Here is a 17,370-nt window from a genome sequence, read left to right on the forward strand (position 1 = left end):
ATATATCATCTAAACCACAAAATCAATATTTATTACAGGTAATAAAAAAATGGAAAAATATGAACAACTCGAACAGTTAAAAAAAATCATTCATGCGACTCATGATTCTGGCGATTCCGAACAACAATGGTTTATGTCACATGCACACTCCCAGGATACACGACAATTCATTCAAAATCATAGACATTTAACACACTCAGAATTACAAATTTTAAGTCATTTGAGTGACTACGATAACGCGACGCCTTTCAAAATATTACAAACTGACTCAACTTTATCTCAAGGCATGCTGTCACGCTACATCAATCGCCTATCACGTCAACTTTTAATTGAAAAATATCACCCAGCACATAATAAAAAAGAAATTTTTCTGAAACCCACATCGTTAGGTTACGAAATTGGCACATTGCACACCGAATTACACCAAAAAATCAAAGAAAAAGAAACACGCATTTTAGCTGACTACAGTAACGCTGATATTAATAATATGGTCGAAATCGTTACAGCCCTACTCAATGCACATAAAGATTTTTAACACAAAGTTCCCAATATCCGCTTCTTGACGACCTCTATTTTTAATTTATTTGAATATTTAGACATAAAAAACCCCGAAAGCTACTTTCTCTTTCGGGGTACACATCATTTCTGAACAGATTTTTATTCTGTTCAGTTCACACAATTAAAATGTGAGTGACTTTTAAAATGACTTATTTATCATAACGTTGCATGTTCCAAGTTTCAATAACATTAATTAGCAGTTTTGTATAATTTACGTCTGTTGCATAATGGTTATCATAAAGTGCTTCTGCAGCTTGTTTATAATTTTTAGCTGCTATAACATCTTTAAATTGGTCTGGGTTCCAGGTGTTACCATTAACAATTGTTTCAGCATGCTCACGCATACTGTCTTTCCAACTATCATAGACCGCAAAACGAGCCTTCTGCGTCTCTGGTTTACCATCTACATACTCTGTTGTATCCAGTACAACAGATTTTCCTGGTGTCTCATCTTGTGTTTTAACACCATAAAAGTTATTGTACTTTGAGGACAATTTTGAATTGTCCCAGTTAGACTCATGCGCTGCCTGTGCAATCGAAACAGATGCTAAAAGACCATATTTCTTTGACAATTCTTGTGCATAAGGGGCAATTTTTTTAACAAAAGCTAATCGGCGTTCAAATTCAGATTTACCAGATGTTGCGAGTAATGCCATAACATTTGGCGTTGGTAATCCGTTAGATTTCAACGTGTTATAATATGGTTTCATTGTATTGTTAGATGTTTCTAATAATATTGAAACAACTTCTTTGGCTGTTTTAGCATTATGGACGTCAAATGCCTGCGGATAGACATAATCAAGTAATTTACCTGATTTTGTATTAGATTTTTGGACACCCAATAATAAATCAGGATATTTTTTAGACATTTCAGCAATTAACGCCTTATTGTCGAAGGCAGAAGTAATATCTTGTTCAGAAACACCCTTAACCTGTGTCGCTATGTTTCTTGCTACTTGATCCGCTGATTGTCCAACTGCCACAAAAACATAACCCTTTGCCAGTTTTGGTGCCGCTGCTGGTCCACTCGCCATTTGCTCAAAAATTAATGGGATTGTTTGAGAAGGCGATAGTTGGTACGTACCTGCCTGTAACTTTTCTGCACCTTGAGACATAGCGTACTTATAAAAGTACTTACTGCTTTTAATTATCTTCTTATCTTCAAGTATCTGTCCCATCTGCGATGGTGTTGCACCTGCAGTAATTTGAACTGTTTTAAACGTTGTATCCTTAGGATCCAATGCTGCGTTCTTATCCGTTAACAGATTTTTTGCACCAAATATAAGACCAATTAACACAAGAATTAATAAAATAAATGCAATTAGTCGATTTCTTCTACCACGCCCTTTTTTACGCTTATTGCCTGGCTTTTGATTATTTAATGTACGCTGTGCTGCATCTAATGATTCTGCAGCTTTAATTTCGTGTTGATGTCGTGCTTTTCTGGATTCCATGATTGACCTCTAAAATTGTCATTATATATTAAAGCGACTAGTATATTAAACACTAGCCGTCCTTATATTCTATCATATTTTTTATCCGAAAGACTAAAAGATGTTACTTCAACGCCTCAACATCACGTGCAATCATTAGTTCTTCATTTGTTGGAATAAGTAATGCCTTAACACGTGAGCTGCTGGTTGAAATTTCAATTTCTTGACCACGAGTCTGGTTCGCATCGGTGTCTAGTTCAATACCAAAGTAACTTAATCGGTCAATAATCATTTGTCGAATGGGTGCCGAATTTTCACCAATACCGGCAGTGAATACAAGCGCATCAACACCACCCATTTCCGCAATATACTGCCCCACATATTTGATAATACGATTAACAAATATTTTCACAGCTAATTTAGCATGATCATTTGTGTCTTGTACATCTAACAAGTCGCGCATATCTGAAGAGATTGTTGATAATCCGAGTAAACCAGACTTCTTATTTAGAATAGTCAGCATCTCGTCGTTAGTTAATCCTTCGCGCTCTTGAATATAATAAACTAACGATGCATCAACATCACCAGAACGTGTTGCCATTGTCACGCCAGCAAGTGGTGAAAATCCCATTGATGTATCTAATGACTTACCATCTTTAACAGCAGTAATTGAGGCCCCAGCACCTAAGTGCAAGGTGATTAACTTCAAACTTGATAAATCCTTACCCATCATGTCAGCTGCACGAGCAGCAACATATCGGTGAGAAGTACCATGGGCACCATATTTACGCGCACCATAGCGCGTGTAATACTCATATGGTAATGAATACAGGTAATTCTCTTCGGGCATAGACTGGTGGAACGACGTGTCAAATACCGCAACAGATAATGCGTCAGGTAATAGCTTTTGAAAAGCACGTATGCCCATTGCATTGGCTGGATTATGTAATGGTGCATAATCAGCTAAACGATCTATTTTTTCTAAGACTGAATCAGTGACAACAACTGAATGATTGAACCATTCACCACCTGCAACCACTCGGTGCCCCACACCGGTGATTTCATTGAAGTCTTGTATAATGCCAAGATCTGTCAATTTTTGTAGCATGAAGTTAATCGCTTGTTGATGGTCCTTAATTGCAAGTACATTTTCATACTTTTTGCCTTTACCATTCTTGGATAAGGTGACATGCTCATCATCTTCTTCTAGATGACCAATCAGCCTTTCTCCTTGAACGTCTGCACCGTACTTGATTGTCACAATAGCGTCGTCCATACCTATTCTTTCGATGACACCTTGTGCGATTACTTGTTCAGCTGGCATTTCTAATAATTGAAATTTTAATGATGAACTACCTGCATTAACAGCCATTGTCTTAGCCATGATTCTATTTTTACCTGTCTTTCTTAAACGCGTTTGTATTAACTACATGTTAAAAAATATAGGGTACTTTGAGGATATTTCTGTCCAGGCGCCTTACATCTCAATGCCATGTGGTAGCATTACGCTCTGTCTTGTTCTTTATTAAGTTTAACCCAAGCTGCAATTTCTTGCAAAAAACTTTTCAATGCATCGATGTCTTTTAAATTAGGATACTGTCCCATAAGCACTTCACTCTTGGGTCCGACACCCTTCTTACGAAGAACTAAAATTGCTTTTGCTGCCCGTTGATCTTTAAAAAAATCATTAGGTAATTGCAAAAATGCTTTTAACTGCGCTTTTTGAGTAACAAATTGTAATATTTTTTTTGCATGAGCGCCTGACAAAACGTTTGCTGGTACAATCAAATATACCCAGCCATCTTCAGTTACAAAATCCAAGCTCTTTTCAATTAAAAGATGATGCGTTAGTGAACGACCATCGGTAGCACGCGTTTCATAACTACTTGATGGCACTAATGGATAGTACCCTATCGGTAAATCTGCAATAACTGCTTTAGCTTTTGGTGTCTCATCTATTGCAATGACATCTTCTTGATAGAATTCAGTCGTGCCTTGGTTTAATAACTGATCAACAGCGGTGGCTAAAGCTAATTGCGTGTCATCATTATCAATGCCTACCCGATTGACAGTTATATCATGCATTAATAATACATCATTAATCGTGTTGAGTAGATTACCAGACCCCACTGTTAAGTCTAGGATTGTATCGCCATTTGATAAATCAGCTGTTTGCAACAAAAAATCAGCCAGCAAATAACCCAAACCATCGGGTGTTAATTGATGATTTGCTTGTAACTTATCGTCACGATTGGCTTTTAAAATAGCCAACTGCAATATTTTGCGTAAATCACCTCGCGCAATATGTGACCAATCAACTGTATTTATTGCTTGGCTAATCTCTTGGGTTACTTCAGCTGTAGGTTTACCAAGTTCATGGTGTATACTACCAGCTTGGACATCTTCTATTATTTCAATCAAGGCATCAGTGATACTCACGTCCATATCCTGTGCTAATGCCTGCATACTTGTTGTTAAGGCATCAAAACCTTGTGCTATTTTTTCTTGTGTCATAGCCTTATTTTAGCGTTTTTTCACAAGGTTTTCAAGGCGTTTTCACAAGTAGTTCCCTAACATATGTTTTATTTCCCATCTTGATGAGAATATCTTTTTCAACAATGATTATCTGAGCGTTTTCTATTTTTAAATCAGTTTGCTTATTTTCATGATAGGTCAAACTAGCTTTCAATTGTATTGTCTCTATCTTTGCTAACGTAATCATTTTAGCACGTGCACCTAATTGCGCATTAAACGCTGCAGTTTGCAACACGAAAAGTCCGCCAAGCATACCCAACATGATAATTGCTGAAACGAAAATAGCGCCTGAGCGAGGTTTATTCATGCGGCTTTTCTCTTTTGAGGTGCATGATACCCACTACCTTTTGATCATTTTCAGATACAATTTCCAGTTTTAAATAGCTCTGGAAATCCACAACGTTCAACGCTTTGATATCACGTAATAAAATAATTTGCCCTGCACCGTCTGCTGATAATTGTAATTTGTTTTTATAGACTGTCAAATTCATTTTTTTCCCTTCACTATTATTTAAGCGGACACTATGTGAATCAGTTGTTATCATCGTGTATTTCTGCGTTTCAACCTGTCTTATAGCAGTTTGAAATGATACATCTAAAGGTAGACTAACTTGTGTTTTTAGTAAGGGTAGGCTAAATTGTATTGTCAATAAAATGAGCGAGGTGATAATCAATGCGATTAGGGATTCAATTAATGTAAATGCAGTATGCCTATTTTTTGGCATAATCATACCACGCTTCCAAAGCATTAATCCGTTCTTGTGTTGCTTCTTGATACTGTTTTTTTAATCGTATGTCATGATGGTTAAAATCTTTTAATTGTTCATATTCAAAACAAAGCGCTGTACTGACTAATATTAATGTGACCAAGGCCTCGGCGAGTACAAATCCTGCTTTACGTTTTTTCAATACGATAGTCACCACCCCCTAAATTAAAAATAAGTTTCAATGTTTTTTGATTACTGGTTAATGTTATTGTGATCGGCGCAACATAGCCTGTTTTTAAAATGCGTATACTTTTAGGTGAAGCATTTTGATAACCGCTTGGGTATTTAATAATCTCACGGCCAAAAGATATGGTCTGTGCCTCAAAGTGAACCACCTGTGTTTTTTGCTCCTGTTGCGCAGTTAATCGAGCGTGCTGCCACTGTGATTTAAAAGTTGCTTCCCATTGATTGATATGCTCTGTTTGTGGTATCTTTGTACAACCCACCCATAACATACTTGACAAAACACCTAATACAATGAGCGATTCTAATAATGTAAATGCTTTATTTGTGTGCTTCATTGTGTGTAATTGTAATATTCAAATCTTTCACTTTTTGTGATTGCTTAGCCGTTAAGTAACCGCCAGATACCAGATCATTCATCGTTATTGACTGGTTTTCAGGATGTTCATTGGCGTAAAGGTCGATTTGCGTCTGTACTGTGGATACCATAGCGGTCGTGTGCGTTTCAACAGCCTTTTGACGTTGCATGTTTAAATTGGGCAAAATAAGCAACATCAGTAAGCTAATGATGAATAACACAATCGCTGCCTCGATTAATGTAAAGGCTTTCTTCGTTTTCTTAAAAAATTTCATTGATATAATCCTCCGATAGATTGATACATTGGTAATAACATTGACATGTACAAGCCAACAATGGCTATACCAATAATGCCAAAAAATAATGGTTGTAATGTGTTAATTAAACGATCAGTTTGTTGCATAAGCAACTGAAATTGTGTTTTTGCATAGTAAGACAAATACTTTGCAAGTTCTTTAGGTTTGTGACCACGTGAAAAATAGCCTGCTAATGATCGATTAAAATAAGGTTGTGCTAAAACATAGTTTTCAATCGTTTGCCCCTGTTTTAAACTGTTATGTGCATGATTCACAATTGCAAATACTGTTGATTTTAAGTTTTTGGGATTTGACTGAACCATTTCCTCCAAAATCTCTGGTACAGTTAACCCACTTGCTAGTAAAGTTGCCAGTTGTTGCGTGACCTGATAAGTCACTATGGTTTTAGCGATGGTACGAATAACAGGTATTTTGACTAAAATGATTAATCTTTGGCGTGCTGTTTTACGCTGCCATACGATGCCTAATCCCAATAATAAAAGACAAGCAATACCACCAAAAAAATAATTATAAGCATGATTTGACGTGGCAGATATTGTTGATCTATCTTGCCACTGATTTAAAATTGGATATAATAAATATTTCAACCCTACCAACATTGCACCAAGGATACTTAGCAAAATCAAAGGGTAGCGCATAACTTGCATCACTTTATTCTGTTGTTGTTGTAACTTAGCCAAGTTTTCTCCAATAGCGACGAGTGTTTCCGATAAATTACCATGTTGATCAGCTAGCTTCAGTTGGAGTAAAATTTGACTACTAACGTCTTTTTTCAGAATAATATGTAACGCTAATCCCCGATTCAAATCGCTTCTCACCTCTGTTAGCCATTGATACCACTTACTATGTGCACTCGCTAGAATATCCAGACTTTGTGATATGCTATAACCTGACTGCAATAACTCGCCTAGTTCTTGAAAAAATGAAATCTGATCTCGAATTTTAAAGCGTTTGGAACGTGTTAGCCGTTTCTGATGATATTTTTTGAGTTGATACAGCATGTTTTAAGACCTCCTGCCATTTTTTTGTAAATTTAGGGATTTGTTCGCCTTGCAATACACGATTAATAACCATTCCAGCTAGCATATCTATCATTGCTGCCTGTTGGTTATTAGTTGTTGGCACTAACCGTTGGTAGACAACACCAGACAACGCTGTCATTAATTGCTGTTTATCGACACCCAAATCCTGTAGACGTAGAATGACGTCTCGAGCAGACATTGCGTGAACAGTACTCAAAACAAGGTGACCACTCAAAGCTGCCTGTATGGCTGCTTTTGCTGTCGTTCCATCTCGAATTTCACCAACCAATAAGATTTCTGGACGATGGCGTAACGCAACTTTAATGAGATCATCATAATGTATACCTGCATCCTCATTAACTTGTAACTGTACAAATTTTGGTTGTTGAATCTCTACAGGGTCCTCTATGGTTAAAACTAATTTTTCATTTGATGCTTGTTCTAACAAACGATATAGCGTTGTTGTTTTTCCTGAACCAGTGGGTCCAGAAATCAAAAACAAGCCAGAACTGGGCAAAGATTGCTGTAGTTCTTCGAATTGTTTAGGTTCTAACCACTGTTGGTTGTTTTGTTGTTGATAAATGATTCTAAGTACAACTGTTTCTCGATTTAAAAAATCACCCACAGTGGATACACGTAGCCAAATGTTATCATGCTGAAAACGTCCTAGTTGCGGTCGACGTCGTTCAGAAATATTCATTTTAGCACGGTATTTAATTGCTGAAATCATCAGTTGCGCCTCTGTTTCACTGACGTTTTTAAACTCAAAAGCGTTGCCGTCAACGTGAAATTTAATGACATAACAATTATCAGAAATCGGTAGTATGTAAATATCGTTTGCTTGTTGCTTAATTGCTTCATCTATTATTTTGTTCATAGCCTATGCCTTTCAGGATCATTGACATAATACGTTTAACTTTTTATTTGCTCACAAAAAAACACCCAAAGACTTTGAGTGTTTTAAAATCAATATGATCACTAATAAATTAATCGCCTAAACGCGCACGAAACGCCTTAGTGGCTTCTTCGTATCCAGGTTTGCCCAGTAGCGCAAACATAGCTGTTTTATAAGCCTCAACGCCTGGTTGGTTAAATGGGTTAATACCAAATGTATATCCTGATGCGCCCACTGCCATTTCAAAGAAGTAAATCAAGTAACCTAGTGAATAGGCATCTTGTGCTGGCAAATGAACAGCCAAGTTAGGTACACCACCATCAATATGAGCTAAGGTCACACCTTGTGAGGCTTTTGTATTAACTTCGTCAATGGTAATGCCTTCCAAATACTGCAAACCATCATTGTTACCATCTTCATGTGGCAAATTCAAGTTTGATACAGGATTATCAAGTTTAACAACTGTCTCGAACAAATCACGACGACCTTCTTGAATATATTGTCCAAGTGAATGTAAATCTGTAGAGAAGTTAGCAGATGATGGATAAATACCCTTTTGATTTTTACCTTCTGATTCACCCATTAACTGTTTCCACCATTCTGACAAGTACTGCATAGATGGTTCCCAGTTAATTAGCAACTCAGTTGTGTACCCCTTATCGTACAAAATACGACGAGCAGCGGCATACTTATAGGCTTCATTCTTTTCAATATTAGAATCTGAATACTCGTCTTGTGCATCCTTAGCACCAGACATTAACTTTTGAATATCTGCACCAGAAGCGGCAATTGGCAACAAACCAACAGCAGTCAATACAGAGAAACGACCACCAACACCATCAGGAATCGTGAATGTCTCGTAACCTTGGTCTTGAGCCTCATCATGCAATGCCCCACGCTTGGCATCTGTTGTAGCATAGATGCGCTTTTTAGCAACATCTGCCCCATACTTTTTTTCAAGTAATTGTTTGAAAACACGGAAAGCAATTGACGGTTCTGTTGTTGTACCTGACTTTGAAATCACATTGACTGAGAAATCTTGATCACCAATGACACGAACTAAATCGTTCAAATATGAAGCAGATGTCGAATTACCTGCAAAGTAAATTTTAACGCCTTGACGCTGCTCATCTGCTAACTCGTTATTAAAGACTGGGTTAAGGAAATCTACCGCCATTTTAGCCCCAAGATATGAGCCGCCAATACCAATAACAACCAAAATTTTTGAATTAGACTGTATCTTTTTTGCTGCCGCTTGTATACGTGCAAACTCTTCTTGATCATAATCAGTTGGCAATGTTACCCAATCAGAATATTCCGCACCAGCTCCCGTACGATTCCGTAACTGTTGATCAGCTATTGTAATCAACGGTTGCATTTCAGAAAATTCATGATCAGCCACGAAATTTTCGATGTTCTTTGTATCAAATGTGATGTGTGCCATAGTATTACCCGCAATTTCACCTGTTTAAAATACCCAGATGACTGCTTTCCTCCTTAATATATGTTAAGCGCTTACAATCTTATTCTATCACAATTTTGTTGCCGCTGCTTCATCAATAATAATTGTCACGTTATCATGTTTTTGAAGTACCGAAGCTGGCACCTTTTCTGTTACCGGCCCATTAACAGTTGCAGCAATGACATCAGCTTTATCAACCCCGTAGGCCATTAATAAAATCTCTTTTGCAGACATGACCGAGGCAATTCCCATAGAGATTGCTTGAGTTGGCACGTCAGATGGGTTATCGAAAAATCGTGCATTTGCGTCAATTGTTGATTGTGTTAAATCAACAATATGTGTTGTTGACTCAAATGATGTACCTGGTTCATTAAAACCAATATGTCCATTACGTCCAATACCGAGTAACTGTAGGTCAATGGGATTTTCCGAAATGATTTTATCATATTGCGCAGCCGCAGCTTGATGGTCGTCACTAATACCATTTGGTACATATGATTTTTTAAAGGGCCTCTGATTAAAGAGATGTTGGTTCATAAAATAGCGATAACTTTGTTCATCGTCGCCAGCTAAGCCTAAGTACTCATCTAAATTAATTGACGTGACATTTGAAAAATCTAAAGTACTTTCCGTTAACTTGTCATATAAAGCAATTGGTGTCGATCCTGTTGCTAACCCTAGCACCTTTGTACCGTTACTTAGCGCTGCTTGATAAATATCAAAGGCTTTTTGAGCACCCTCTATTGGATTTTTAACTTTAATAATTTTCATTATTTTCTCCTTGTTAACTGGTCTATACCGCATTGGTCTATACCAATATAATAACACATTATAATCCATTTGAGAAGTTAAAAAAAAACAACTTTTTCAAGTCGTTACAAAATCAATATGAATGTACAATTGCTCGCCACGTACGTACAATAAAATTAGCTTTCACTGTTTTTTGTGTTGCAACCAACGCGACAGCATTATCAAAATCATGACCATTTGGTAAATACTTTGCGCCACTTAAATTAAATGTGAGCGTCGCAATTTTCTGACCTTTTTGCACCGATTTACCTTTGATGTTAAACGCTACCATTTTTGACGACAATTTTGAGTCTTTATGGACCCAAATCGTCTTTGTTTGTGCAACCGTTACTGGCATATGGGGCTGTTTCATACGAGGTAACTCTACCTGTTTAGCTTGTGGCAAAACGGTTCCCTTGGTAAAAGTCGTTGCTTGTTGGTCAGCTAAAACCTCGTTAACAATATTTAATGTTTTTTGGTAACGTTGTACCTCATCCATATAGCCTGCAGCACCATTAACAACAGTTATAAATTCGTGTCCACTTGTATCTTTAATGATACCGGTAAACGCCGCGCCTGATTCTGGTGTGGAACCTGTCTTCAATCCTTCAATAGTGAGATGATTAGGATTAATTAAATATGGCCAATTTTTTGTCATCTCTGTTGGCTCGTTAACAACGTAATTTTTTGTTAAACGATATGAAACATGTGTGCTTGTTGCTAATTCACGAATATCTGGATCTAATCTTAATATTTCTCGTGCGATTATTGCAACATGTTTTGGACTCGCTAAATTAACGGCATCATCTGGTGCGCTTGTCACTTTATTGTCAAATGCATCTTGGTTAACTTGACCAGCTGAATTATACCATTTTGACTTCGTTAGCTGTAGTTCTTCAGCCCAAGACTGTAAAGCCTGTGCGGTAGTCATTTTTTTCGGCGTTAGATATTCAGCAAGTGCAAATGCAGAATCGTTGGCTGACAATGTGATCATGGTATTGTACAATTCACGTACGGTTAACCGATCTCCTGCCTTCACCGCTAAATGAGAAAACATATGACTATCTTGTTGCGACAAATCAGCTTTTTTAGATATCCTAACGTTATCTGACCACTTTATTTTTCCTGAATCAATGGCCTTAAGAACAGCATAAGCTGTTAATAACTTGGACTGTGACGCAATCGGTCCCAATTTGTCGGAATTCTTTTCTCCTAATATTTGCCCAGTGCTAGCATCAATAACAATCGCTGAACTCACATCCTGCTTGATTTCTAATGGCTTGGCAACGGCATTTGCCGAAACCGTAGTTGTCATCAAAAAAAACATAGCAAAAATTGCCCCAATAACTTTAGTGTGTTGCATTATCTCTCTTCTCCCTAATGTTGCTTTAACGGTATTGTTACAATAAACGATGTCAATTCATCATCCGATGTAGCAAATACTGACCCCTGATGTTGCTCAATAATCCCTTTGACAATTGCCAACCCTAAGCCAGTTCCCCCTGTTTTACTGTTACGTGAACTCTCTACCCGATAAAACCGGCCAAAAATGTCCACGATATCCTTACTTGGAATTTTAGCCCCATCATTGATGACACGTATTTCAACAGCTTTATCCTTCACTTGTGCAGTTAATTTAACAAATGTTGCACCTTCACCATACTTCATCGCATTGGTTATTAGGTTCATTAAAACGCGTGCTAATTTGTCCGAGTCAGCTTCTAGCATAATAATTTCTGGATTCGTAATTTGAGTTAATTCTATTTTCTTTTCTTGTGCCTCAATTTCATAACTAGCTAATAACTGGGCGAATAAATCGCCAAGACTTAATGTTGAAATATTAAGAACTGCATCGTGTGCTTGCGTTTGCGAGAAAGCAAATAAGTCTTCTACTAACACCTTCATTTGATTAGATTTATCGTAGGCTGTATGAATGTATTTCGCCCGTTCTGTTGCGCTCAACACGTCAGCATTCATTTCAACTAGGCCTAAATAACCAATAATAGCAGTTAGTGGCGTCCGTAGATCATGTGAAATATTAGTGATCATTTCATCTTTCGAACGTTCACTTTGCCGTTCTTCTTCTCTAATTTGCCGTGTACTTTTAGCAATTTGATTAGAAACGTTAATTAGCGCTTGAGTTTTCGGTGCGTAGTCCGCCCGCCAGTCAATTATTCTATCAGAATCTTCATCTGCAATACGATACAAATCACGAATTAATCTCAAAATACTTTCTGCTTGTCGCCATCTGACATATTGCCAAATCAAAATACTGGCGTTACCAATAGCAAGTAATGTCACCATTAACCACTGACTAATGACATCAGTGACATGCCAACTTTGGGTTAATATGGGCACAATAGTTACTATTGCCCAACTAAAAAGCAGCAGTAACAAGATTGTCACCACCGCATAATAAATTTTTGTGCGATTGTGCTTTAAAAGCAACGCAAAATTTTTCATTAGTTTACTTCAATCTTATAGCCAACGCCCCATACAGTTTGAATAACCTGATCGCCACTCGTTGCCTCTTCTATTTTATCTCGTAAATGCGAGACATGCACCATCACTGTTTTAGCAGAAACAACTGATTCTTGTTGCCACACACGTTCGAAAATGTCATCAGCTGAAAAGACACGATTAGGGTGTGATGCCAACAAATACAAAATTCCGAATTCCAAGGCTGTCAAATTAACTAAATCGCCATCTGCTGTCTTCACTTCATGGCTATCTTTGTTGATAAATAATGAGCCAATATCCAATACATCTGGTGTTTTATCTTGCACTGAATTTTCTGCTCGGCGCAACAAAGAACGGACACGTGCCATAACTTCTAATGGATTAAATGGTTTAGTAACATAATCATCTGCACCAGTGATCAACCCTTGAATCTTATCCATATCACCAGATTTTGCTGACAACATTAAGATTGGGATGCGACTATCTTTACGAACGACTTTGACAACCTCCAACCCATTCATATTTGGCATCATAACATCTAAAATCATTAATGCGATGTCTGGATTTGTATTGAGTTTAGACAAAGCTTCTTTGCCATCAACTGCCATAACAGGTTCATAACCTTCATTTTTAAGGTAAATCTCAAGTAATTCAGCAATTTCAATATCATCGTCGACAACTAAAATTTTCATTTTCAGATCCTCTTACTTTTTGGCTTGTGAAGCTTCCAAACGTGCTTGCTGTGATAGCTGACTAATGGCTAAGAAACCGCCTTTTAGCCCTGACTGTTGACGATTCCAACGGAAAAGGAGATAGGCTACTCCCAATAAAATAATATAAGCTAGCGGTGGTAATGTTGGATTAATCACTTGTGGTAACATACCAAGTACTAAGAAACCAACTAGCCAAGCTAAGACAGCGCCAATTAAGTATAACCAACGATTGCTTTTGGCATTAGCTTGTTGCTTTCCCTTTGGATTGGGGGTTAATCTCACAACAACTGCCGTATAAATCGAGCCACCAAGTGCTGAAATCAAAATTAACGACACAATGCCAGCGCCTTGATTATTGGCATTTTTTGAAAAAAACAATGAAATACCAAAAACGGCCAAAAACAGCATTAATATAGCAAGCGATGTATCTAACGCTAAATTCCAAAACTTATAATCATGTAGTTTTTTAGCTGTCTTACGTGGATCCAAGTACTGTTGCACTGCTTGTGTTGGTGTACCAAATAATTGTGCTGCAGTCTGTCCAGTTCCTTGAGCATCTAATAATTGTTGCTCAACATCAGTGATAATTTCGTCTATTTTTTCACCAGATAATTGTCCATTTTTGGCAAGTAACCTTTTGAAACGAAAGATAAAATCTTCGTTTTTATTTGTCAAATGCTGTTTTTCTTCTGACATTTTGCTTCCTCCAAGAATATTGATTACATTTAGGTAAAGTCACTCTGGTTGCAAATTATATTTAGACATTAAATCTAAATTCAATAATGTCCCCATCATTAACGATATATTCTTTACCTTCTGAACGTAATTTACCTGCTTCTTTAACGGCTTTAACCGATCCTAAACGATCTAAGTCATCAAAAGCTATCGTTTCTGCGCGAATAAAGCCACGCTCAAAATCTGAATGAATGACACCAGCAGTCTGTGGTGCTTTCATACCAGACTTAAATGTCCAAGCACGTGTTTCTTTCCCACCAGCAGTGAAAAACGTACGCAAATCCAATAAGTGGTATGCTGCACGAATCAATTTATTCAATCCCGGTTCCGTAACACCAGCCATTTCTAAAAATTCAGCCTTATCTTCATCAGCCAACTGTGCAATCTCTTCTTCAGCACTAGCAGACAAACCGATGACATCCGCGCCCTCGTTTGCAGCAAATGATTTAATATCATTAAAATATTTAGACGATTCTGGCTCAGCCATGTCATCTTCTGCTAAATTAGCAACATACAACACTGGTTTTGTTGTTAACAAAAACAAGCCCTTAACAATTTTTTGTTCTTCATCCGTAAAGTCAAGTGTTCGAACAGATTTCCCAGCCTCTAATGCCGGTTTGATTTTTTCCAATACGGTAAATTCTGATTTTGCAGCCTTATCCGCACCTTTGGCAGCGCGCGCAACTTTATTATATCGTTTATCGATTGTCTCAAGATCAGCGAGAATAAGTTCGGTGTTAATTGTATCAATATCATCTAGTGGATTAATAACCCCATTCACATGAATAATATCATCACCATCAAAGGCACGAACAACGTGAATAATGGCATTAACTTGCCTAATGTTTTCTAAAAATTTGTTTCCAAGTCCTTCGCCCTGTGAGGCACCTTTTACAATACCGGCAATGTCGGTAAATTCAAAAGTTGTCGGGATGATTTTATCAGCAGGTTCAATCTCTTGAATACGAGCCAATCGCTCGTCTGGAACTTCAACCATCCCCACATTTGGTTCAATTGTCGCAAATGGATAATTAGCCATTTCTGCGCCTGCTTGTGTAATTGCATTAAATAACGTTGATTTACCGACGTTTGGAAGACCAACAATGCCTGCTGTAAGTGCCATAATTTTAATACGTGACAAGTAACCTATTGCGTACACTCACCTGAAAATAATCTTTTCATCTGAAAAAATGAGAACAATAATTGTTTGCTACTTGGCGCACGTTTCCTTTCCTAATCAAAATTGCTAATTTGTTTCAGCAGATACTAAAACTTTCTTTAACCGCTTATTAAAATCAAAGCGAGACATCATAATACCACGGCCACAATTTGTACATGTTAGCTTAATATCAGCGCCAACGCGAGTTATTCTCCAAGCGTTGGTGCCACACGCATGTGGTTTTTTCATTTCTACGATATCCTGTAACTTATAATCAACTGTCTCGGCCATATTTAATCAACCTCAATATCTAATAAATTCAAAATCCGACTCAGATCATCATTGGATAAGTAATTAATCTCAATTTTACCATTGCCCTTGGTGCCAACATTAACGTTAACCTTTGTTCCGAACTTTTCTTCAAGTTGCGTTGCCAATGACGTTATGTAGGGTGACACTACTTTTTCATTTTTTTCAGCCGCACCACTATTAATTTGTTTAACCAAAGACTCCACTTGGCGCACATTCAAATGACGTGTCATAATTAACTGTGCCACCTCTTCTAACTTGGTTTTTGATTTTAAACCAAGTAATGCACGCGCATGTCCCATAGACAAGTCACCTGTTTCTACTAATTTTTGCACTGATTGTGGCAATTTGAGTAGGCGCAACGCGTTAGCAACAGTTGTGCGTTCCTTACCGACCTTTTCGGCAACTTGAGCTTGTGTTAAATGCAATTGTTGCATTAAAGCATCATAAGCTTGTGCTTCTTCAATTGCATCTAAATCATCACGTTGCAAATTTTCAATTAAAGCAATTGCTGCCATCGTGTCATCATCAACATCGCGAACAATCGCACTAATATGAGGTATTTTAGCTAATTTAGACGCCCGTACACGACGTTCCCCAGCAATAATTTGATAACCGTGCTCATGCTTACGTACAATAATTGGGGTTAAAACACCATTTTCTTTAATAGAGCGCGATAATTCTTCTAATCTTTCACTATTAAAACGATGGCGTGGTTGAAAAGGATTGGCTTCAACGTCAACCAAATCAATACGCACAATTTGTTCAGTCGCAGTCGCTTGTTTGGTAACTGCCTTTGTATGTTCTAATGCCTCTTCAGTCACGTTATTGGCGTTAAATAACCCGCCTAAACCTTTACCAAGGCCACCTTTTTTAATTGCCATATTGTTTCAATACCTCCTGCGCTAGCTCGTTATAAACTTGCGCGCCTACTGAGCGTGGATCAAAGTCAATAATTGCCTGCCCGTAAGAAGGTGCCTCACTCAATCTCACAGAACGGGGAATAACTGTTGCATAAACCTTGCTGCCGAAGTAATTACGTACTTCTTCTGAGACTTGTTTAGCTAAGTTAGTTCGGCCATCGTACATGGTCAATAAAATACCAGAAATATCTAACTCGGGATTGAATTGCTTCCTCACAAGTTCAATTGTATTCAACAATTGGCCCAGTCCTTCTAAGGCATAAAATTCAGTTTGAACAGGAATTAAGATAGCATTAGCTGCAGTAAATGCATTTACCGTTAACAATCCTAATGCAGGTGGATTATCGATTAAAATAAAATCATAATTATCATCAACTGCTGCTAATGCCTTTTTTAATCGATACTCGCGTTTTTCCTGGCCAGCTAATTCAATTTCTGCACCGGACAACTGAATTGTAGCAGGTACAAGGTCATAGTTATCCGTTGGGACAATCACGTCACGTATGGGTACAAGATCTACTATAACATCATAGCTATCACGTTCTAATTCAGACTTATCCACACCAGAACCGCTTGTTGCGTTGCCCTGTGCATCAATATCTACAAGTAAAACACGTTTGCCAGCTTGAGCAAGCGCTGCTCCTAAGTTGACACTGGTGGTTGTTTTTCCGACGCCACCTTTTTGGTTGGCTAATGCAATGATTTGTGCCATGTCGTTTTGACGTCCTTTCTGTCAATATATCTGGCGATGC

21 protein-coding genes are annotated in these 17,370 nt (G+C 37.7%); 1 reads left to right on the forward strand and 20 read right to left on the reverse strand.

What is annotated here, in order from left to right; genetic code table 11:
* The first annotated feature begins 49 nt into the window (after nt 1–49).
* Nucleotides 50–535 (forward strand): MarR family winged helix-turn-helix transcriptional regulator, encoded by a 486-nt coding sequence (locus tag JOD28_RS07765; RefSeq protein WP_204770262.1) that lies wholly within the window; start codon nt 50–52, stop codon nt 533–535.
* A gap of 172 nt (nt 536–707) precedes the next feature.
* On the opposite strand, the gene JOD28_RS07770 is transcribed toward JOD28_RS07765, so the two are convergent.
* The 20 genes from JOD28_RS07770 to JOD28_RS07865 form a co-directional block, all read right to left on the reverse strand.
* On the reverse strand, nt 708–2,012 hold the full coding sequence (locus JOD28_RS07770; protein WP_204770263.1) for an endolytic transglycosylase MltG: 1,305 nt from the start codon (nt 2,010–2,012) through the stop codon (nt 708–710).
* Nucleotides 2,013–2,115: 103 nt separating this feature from the next.
* Nucleotides 2,116–3,375 carry an acetate/propionate family kinase gene (locus JOD28_RS07775; protein ID WP_204770264.1) on the reverse strand — a complete coding sequence of 420 codons (1,260 nt, stop codon included), beginning with the start codon at nt 3,373–3,375 and terminating at the stop codon, nt 2,116–2,118.
* Between the two features lie 119 nt (nt 3,376–3,494).
* A complete protein-coding gene (locus JOD28_RS07780; protein WP_204770265.1) occupies nt 3,495–4,505 on the reverse strand; it encodes a class I SAM-dependent methyltransferase in 1,011 nt (336 codons plus the stop codon).
* Nucleotides 4,506–4,536: 31 nt separating this feature from the next.
* Complete coding sequence (locus tag JOD28_RS07785) at nt 4,537–4,833, reverse strand: hypothetical protein (protein WP_204770266.1); 297 nt, start codon at nt 4,831–4,833, stop codon at nt 4,537–4,539.
* Entirely contained in the window at nt 4,826–5,257 is a 432-nt protein-coding gene (locus tag JOD28_RS07790; protein WP_204770267.1) for a competence type IV pilus minor pilin ComGF, read from the reverse strand. The genes JOD28_RS07785 and JOD28_RS07790 overlap by 8 nt, the downstream gene beginning before the upstream one ends.
* Nucleotides 5,238–5,435 (reverse strand): hypothetical protein, encoded by a 198-nt coding sequence (locus JOD28_RS07795; protein WP_239531158.1) that lies wholly within the window; start codon nt 5,433–5,435, stop codon nt 5,238–5,240. The genes JOD28_RS07790 and JOD28_RS07795 overlap by 20 nt, the downstream gene beginning before the upstream one ends.
* Nucleotides 5,422–5,814: a type II secretion protein gene (locus tag JOD28_RS07800; protein ID WP_204770269.1), complete on the reverse strand. Its 393-nt coding sequence runs from the start codon at nt 5,812–5,814 to the stop codon at nt 5,422–5,424. Before JOD28_RS07800 ends, JOD28_RS07795 begins: the two co-directional genes overlap by 14 nt.
* Nucleotides 5,798–6,109 carry a competence type IV pilus major pilin ComGC gene (gene comGC / locus JOD28_RS07805; RefSeq protein ID WP_204770270.1) on the reverse strand — a complete coding sequence of 104 codons (312 nt, stop codon included), beginning with the start codon at nt 6,107–6,109 and terminating at the stop codon, nt 5,798–5,800. The genes JOD28_RS07800 and comGC overlap by 17 nt, the downstream gene beginning before the upstream one ends.
* Complete coding sequence (locus JOD28_RS07810; protein WP_204770271.1) at nt 6,106–7,152, reverse strand: type II secretion system F family protein; 1,047 nt, start codon at nt 7,150–7,152, stop codon at nt 6,106–6,108. The genes comGC and JOD28_RS07810 overlap by 4 nt, the downstream gene beginning before the upstream one ends.
* Nucleotides 7,094–8,050: a competence type IV pilus ATPase ComGA gene (comGA, locus tag JOD28_RS07815; RefSeq protein WP_204770272.1), complete on the reverse strand. Its 957-nt coding sequence runs from the start codon at nt 8,048–8,050 to the stop codon at nt 7,094–7,096. The genes JOD28_RS07810 and comGA overlap by 59 nt, the downstream gene beginning before the upstream one ends.
* 109 nt (nt 8,051–8,159) lie before the next feature.
* Nucleotides 8,160–9,512 (reverse strand): glucose-6-phosphate isomerase, encoded by a 1,353-nt coding sequence (locus JOD28_RS07820; protein WP_204770273.1) that lies wholly within the window; start codon nt 9,510–9,512, stop codon nt 8,160–8,162.
* 87 nt (nt 9,513–9,599) lie between these two features.
* Nucleotides 9,600–10,301: a glucosamine-6-phosphate deaminase gene (locus tag JOD28_RS07825; protein ID WP_204770274.1), complete on the reverse strand. Its 702-nt coding sequence runs from the start codon at nt 10,299–10,301 to the stop codon at nt 9,600–9,602.
* 112 nt (nt 10,302–10,413) lie between these two features.
* Nucleotides 10,414–11,682, reverse strand: coding sequence for a D-alanyl-D-alanine carboxypeptidase family protein (locus JOD28_RS07830; RefSeq protein WP_204770275.1), 1,269 nt, complete (start codon nt 11,680–11,682; stop codon nt 10,414–10,416).
* A gap of 14 nt (nt 11,683–11,696) precedes the next feature.
* Nucleotides 11,697–12,782, reverse strand: coding sequence for a sensor histidine kinase (locus tag JOD28_RS07835; protein ID WP_204770276.1), 1,086 nt, complete (start codon nt 12,780–12,782; stop codon nt 11,697–11,699).
* The gene (locus tag JOD28_RS07840) at nt 12,782–13,471 is read right to left on the reverse strand and encodes a response regulator transcription factor (protein ID WP_204770277.1); all 690 of its coding nucleotides are present in this window, start codon (nt 13,469–13,471) and stop codon (nt 12,782–12,784) included. The genes JOD28_RS07835 and JOD28_RS07840 overlap by 1 nt, the downstream gene beginning before the upstream one ends.
* A 12-nt stretch (nt 13,472–13,483) precedes the next feature.
* Nucleotides 13,484–14,188 carry a DUF1129 domain-containing protein gene (locus tag JOD28_RS07845; protein ID WP_204770278.1) on the reverse strand — a complete coding sequence of 235 codons (705 nt, stop codon included), beginning with the start codon at nt 14,186–14,188 and terminating at the stop codon, nt 13,484–13,486.
* A gap of 61 nt (nt 14,189–14,249) precedes the next feature.
* Nucleotides 14,250–15,350 carry a redox-regulated ATPase YchF gene (ychF, locus tag JOD28_RS07850; protein WP_204770279.1) on the reverse strand — a complete coding sequence of 367 codons (1,101 nt, stop codon included), beginning with the start codon at nt 15,348–15,350 and terminating at the stop codon, nt 14,250–14,252.
* 123 nt (nt 15,351–15,473) lie between these two features.
* Entirely contained in the window at nt 15,474–15,677 is a 204-nt protein-coding gene (locus tag JOD28_RS07855) for a DUF951 domain-containing protein (protein WP_204770280.1), read from the reverse strand.
* A gap of 2 nt (nt 15,678–15,679) precedes the next feature.
* Nucleotides 15,680–16,579 carry a ParB/RepB/Spo0J family partition protein gene (locus JOD28_RS07860; RefSeq protein ID WP_204770281.1) on the reverse strand — a complete coding sequence of 300 codons (900 nt, stop codon included), beginning with the start codon at nt 16,577–16,579 and terminating at the stop codon, nt 15,680–15,682.
* Nucleotides 16,569–17,330, reverse strand: a complete 762-nt coding sequence (locus tag JOD28_RS07865; RefSeq protein ID WP_204770282.1) for a ParA family protein — start codon at nt 17,328–17,330, stop codon at nt 16,569–16,571. The genes JOD28_RS07860 and JOD28_RS07865 overlap by 11 nt, the downstream gene beginning before the upstream one ends.
* Nucleotides 17,331–17,370: the final 40 nt, after the last annotated feature.

The sequence above is a fragment of the Leuconostoc rapi genome (genome assembly GCF_016908715.1).
GTDB classification, from domain to species: domain Bacteria; phylum Bacillota; class Bacilli; order Lactobacillales; family Lactobacillaceae; genus Leuconostoc; species Leuconostoc rapi.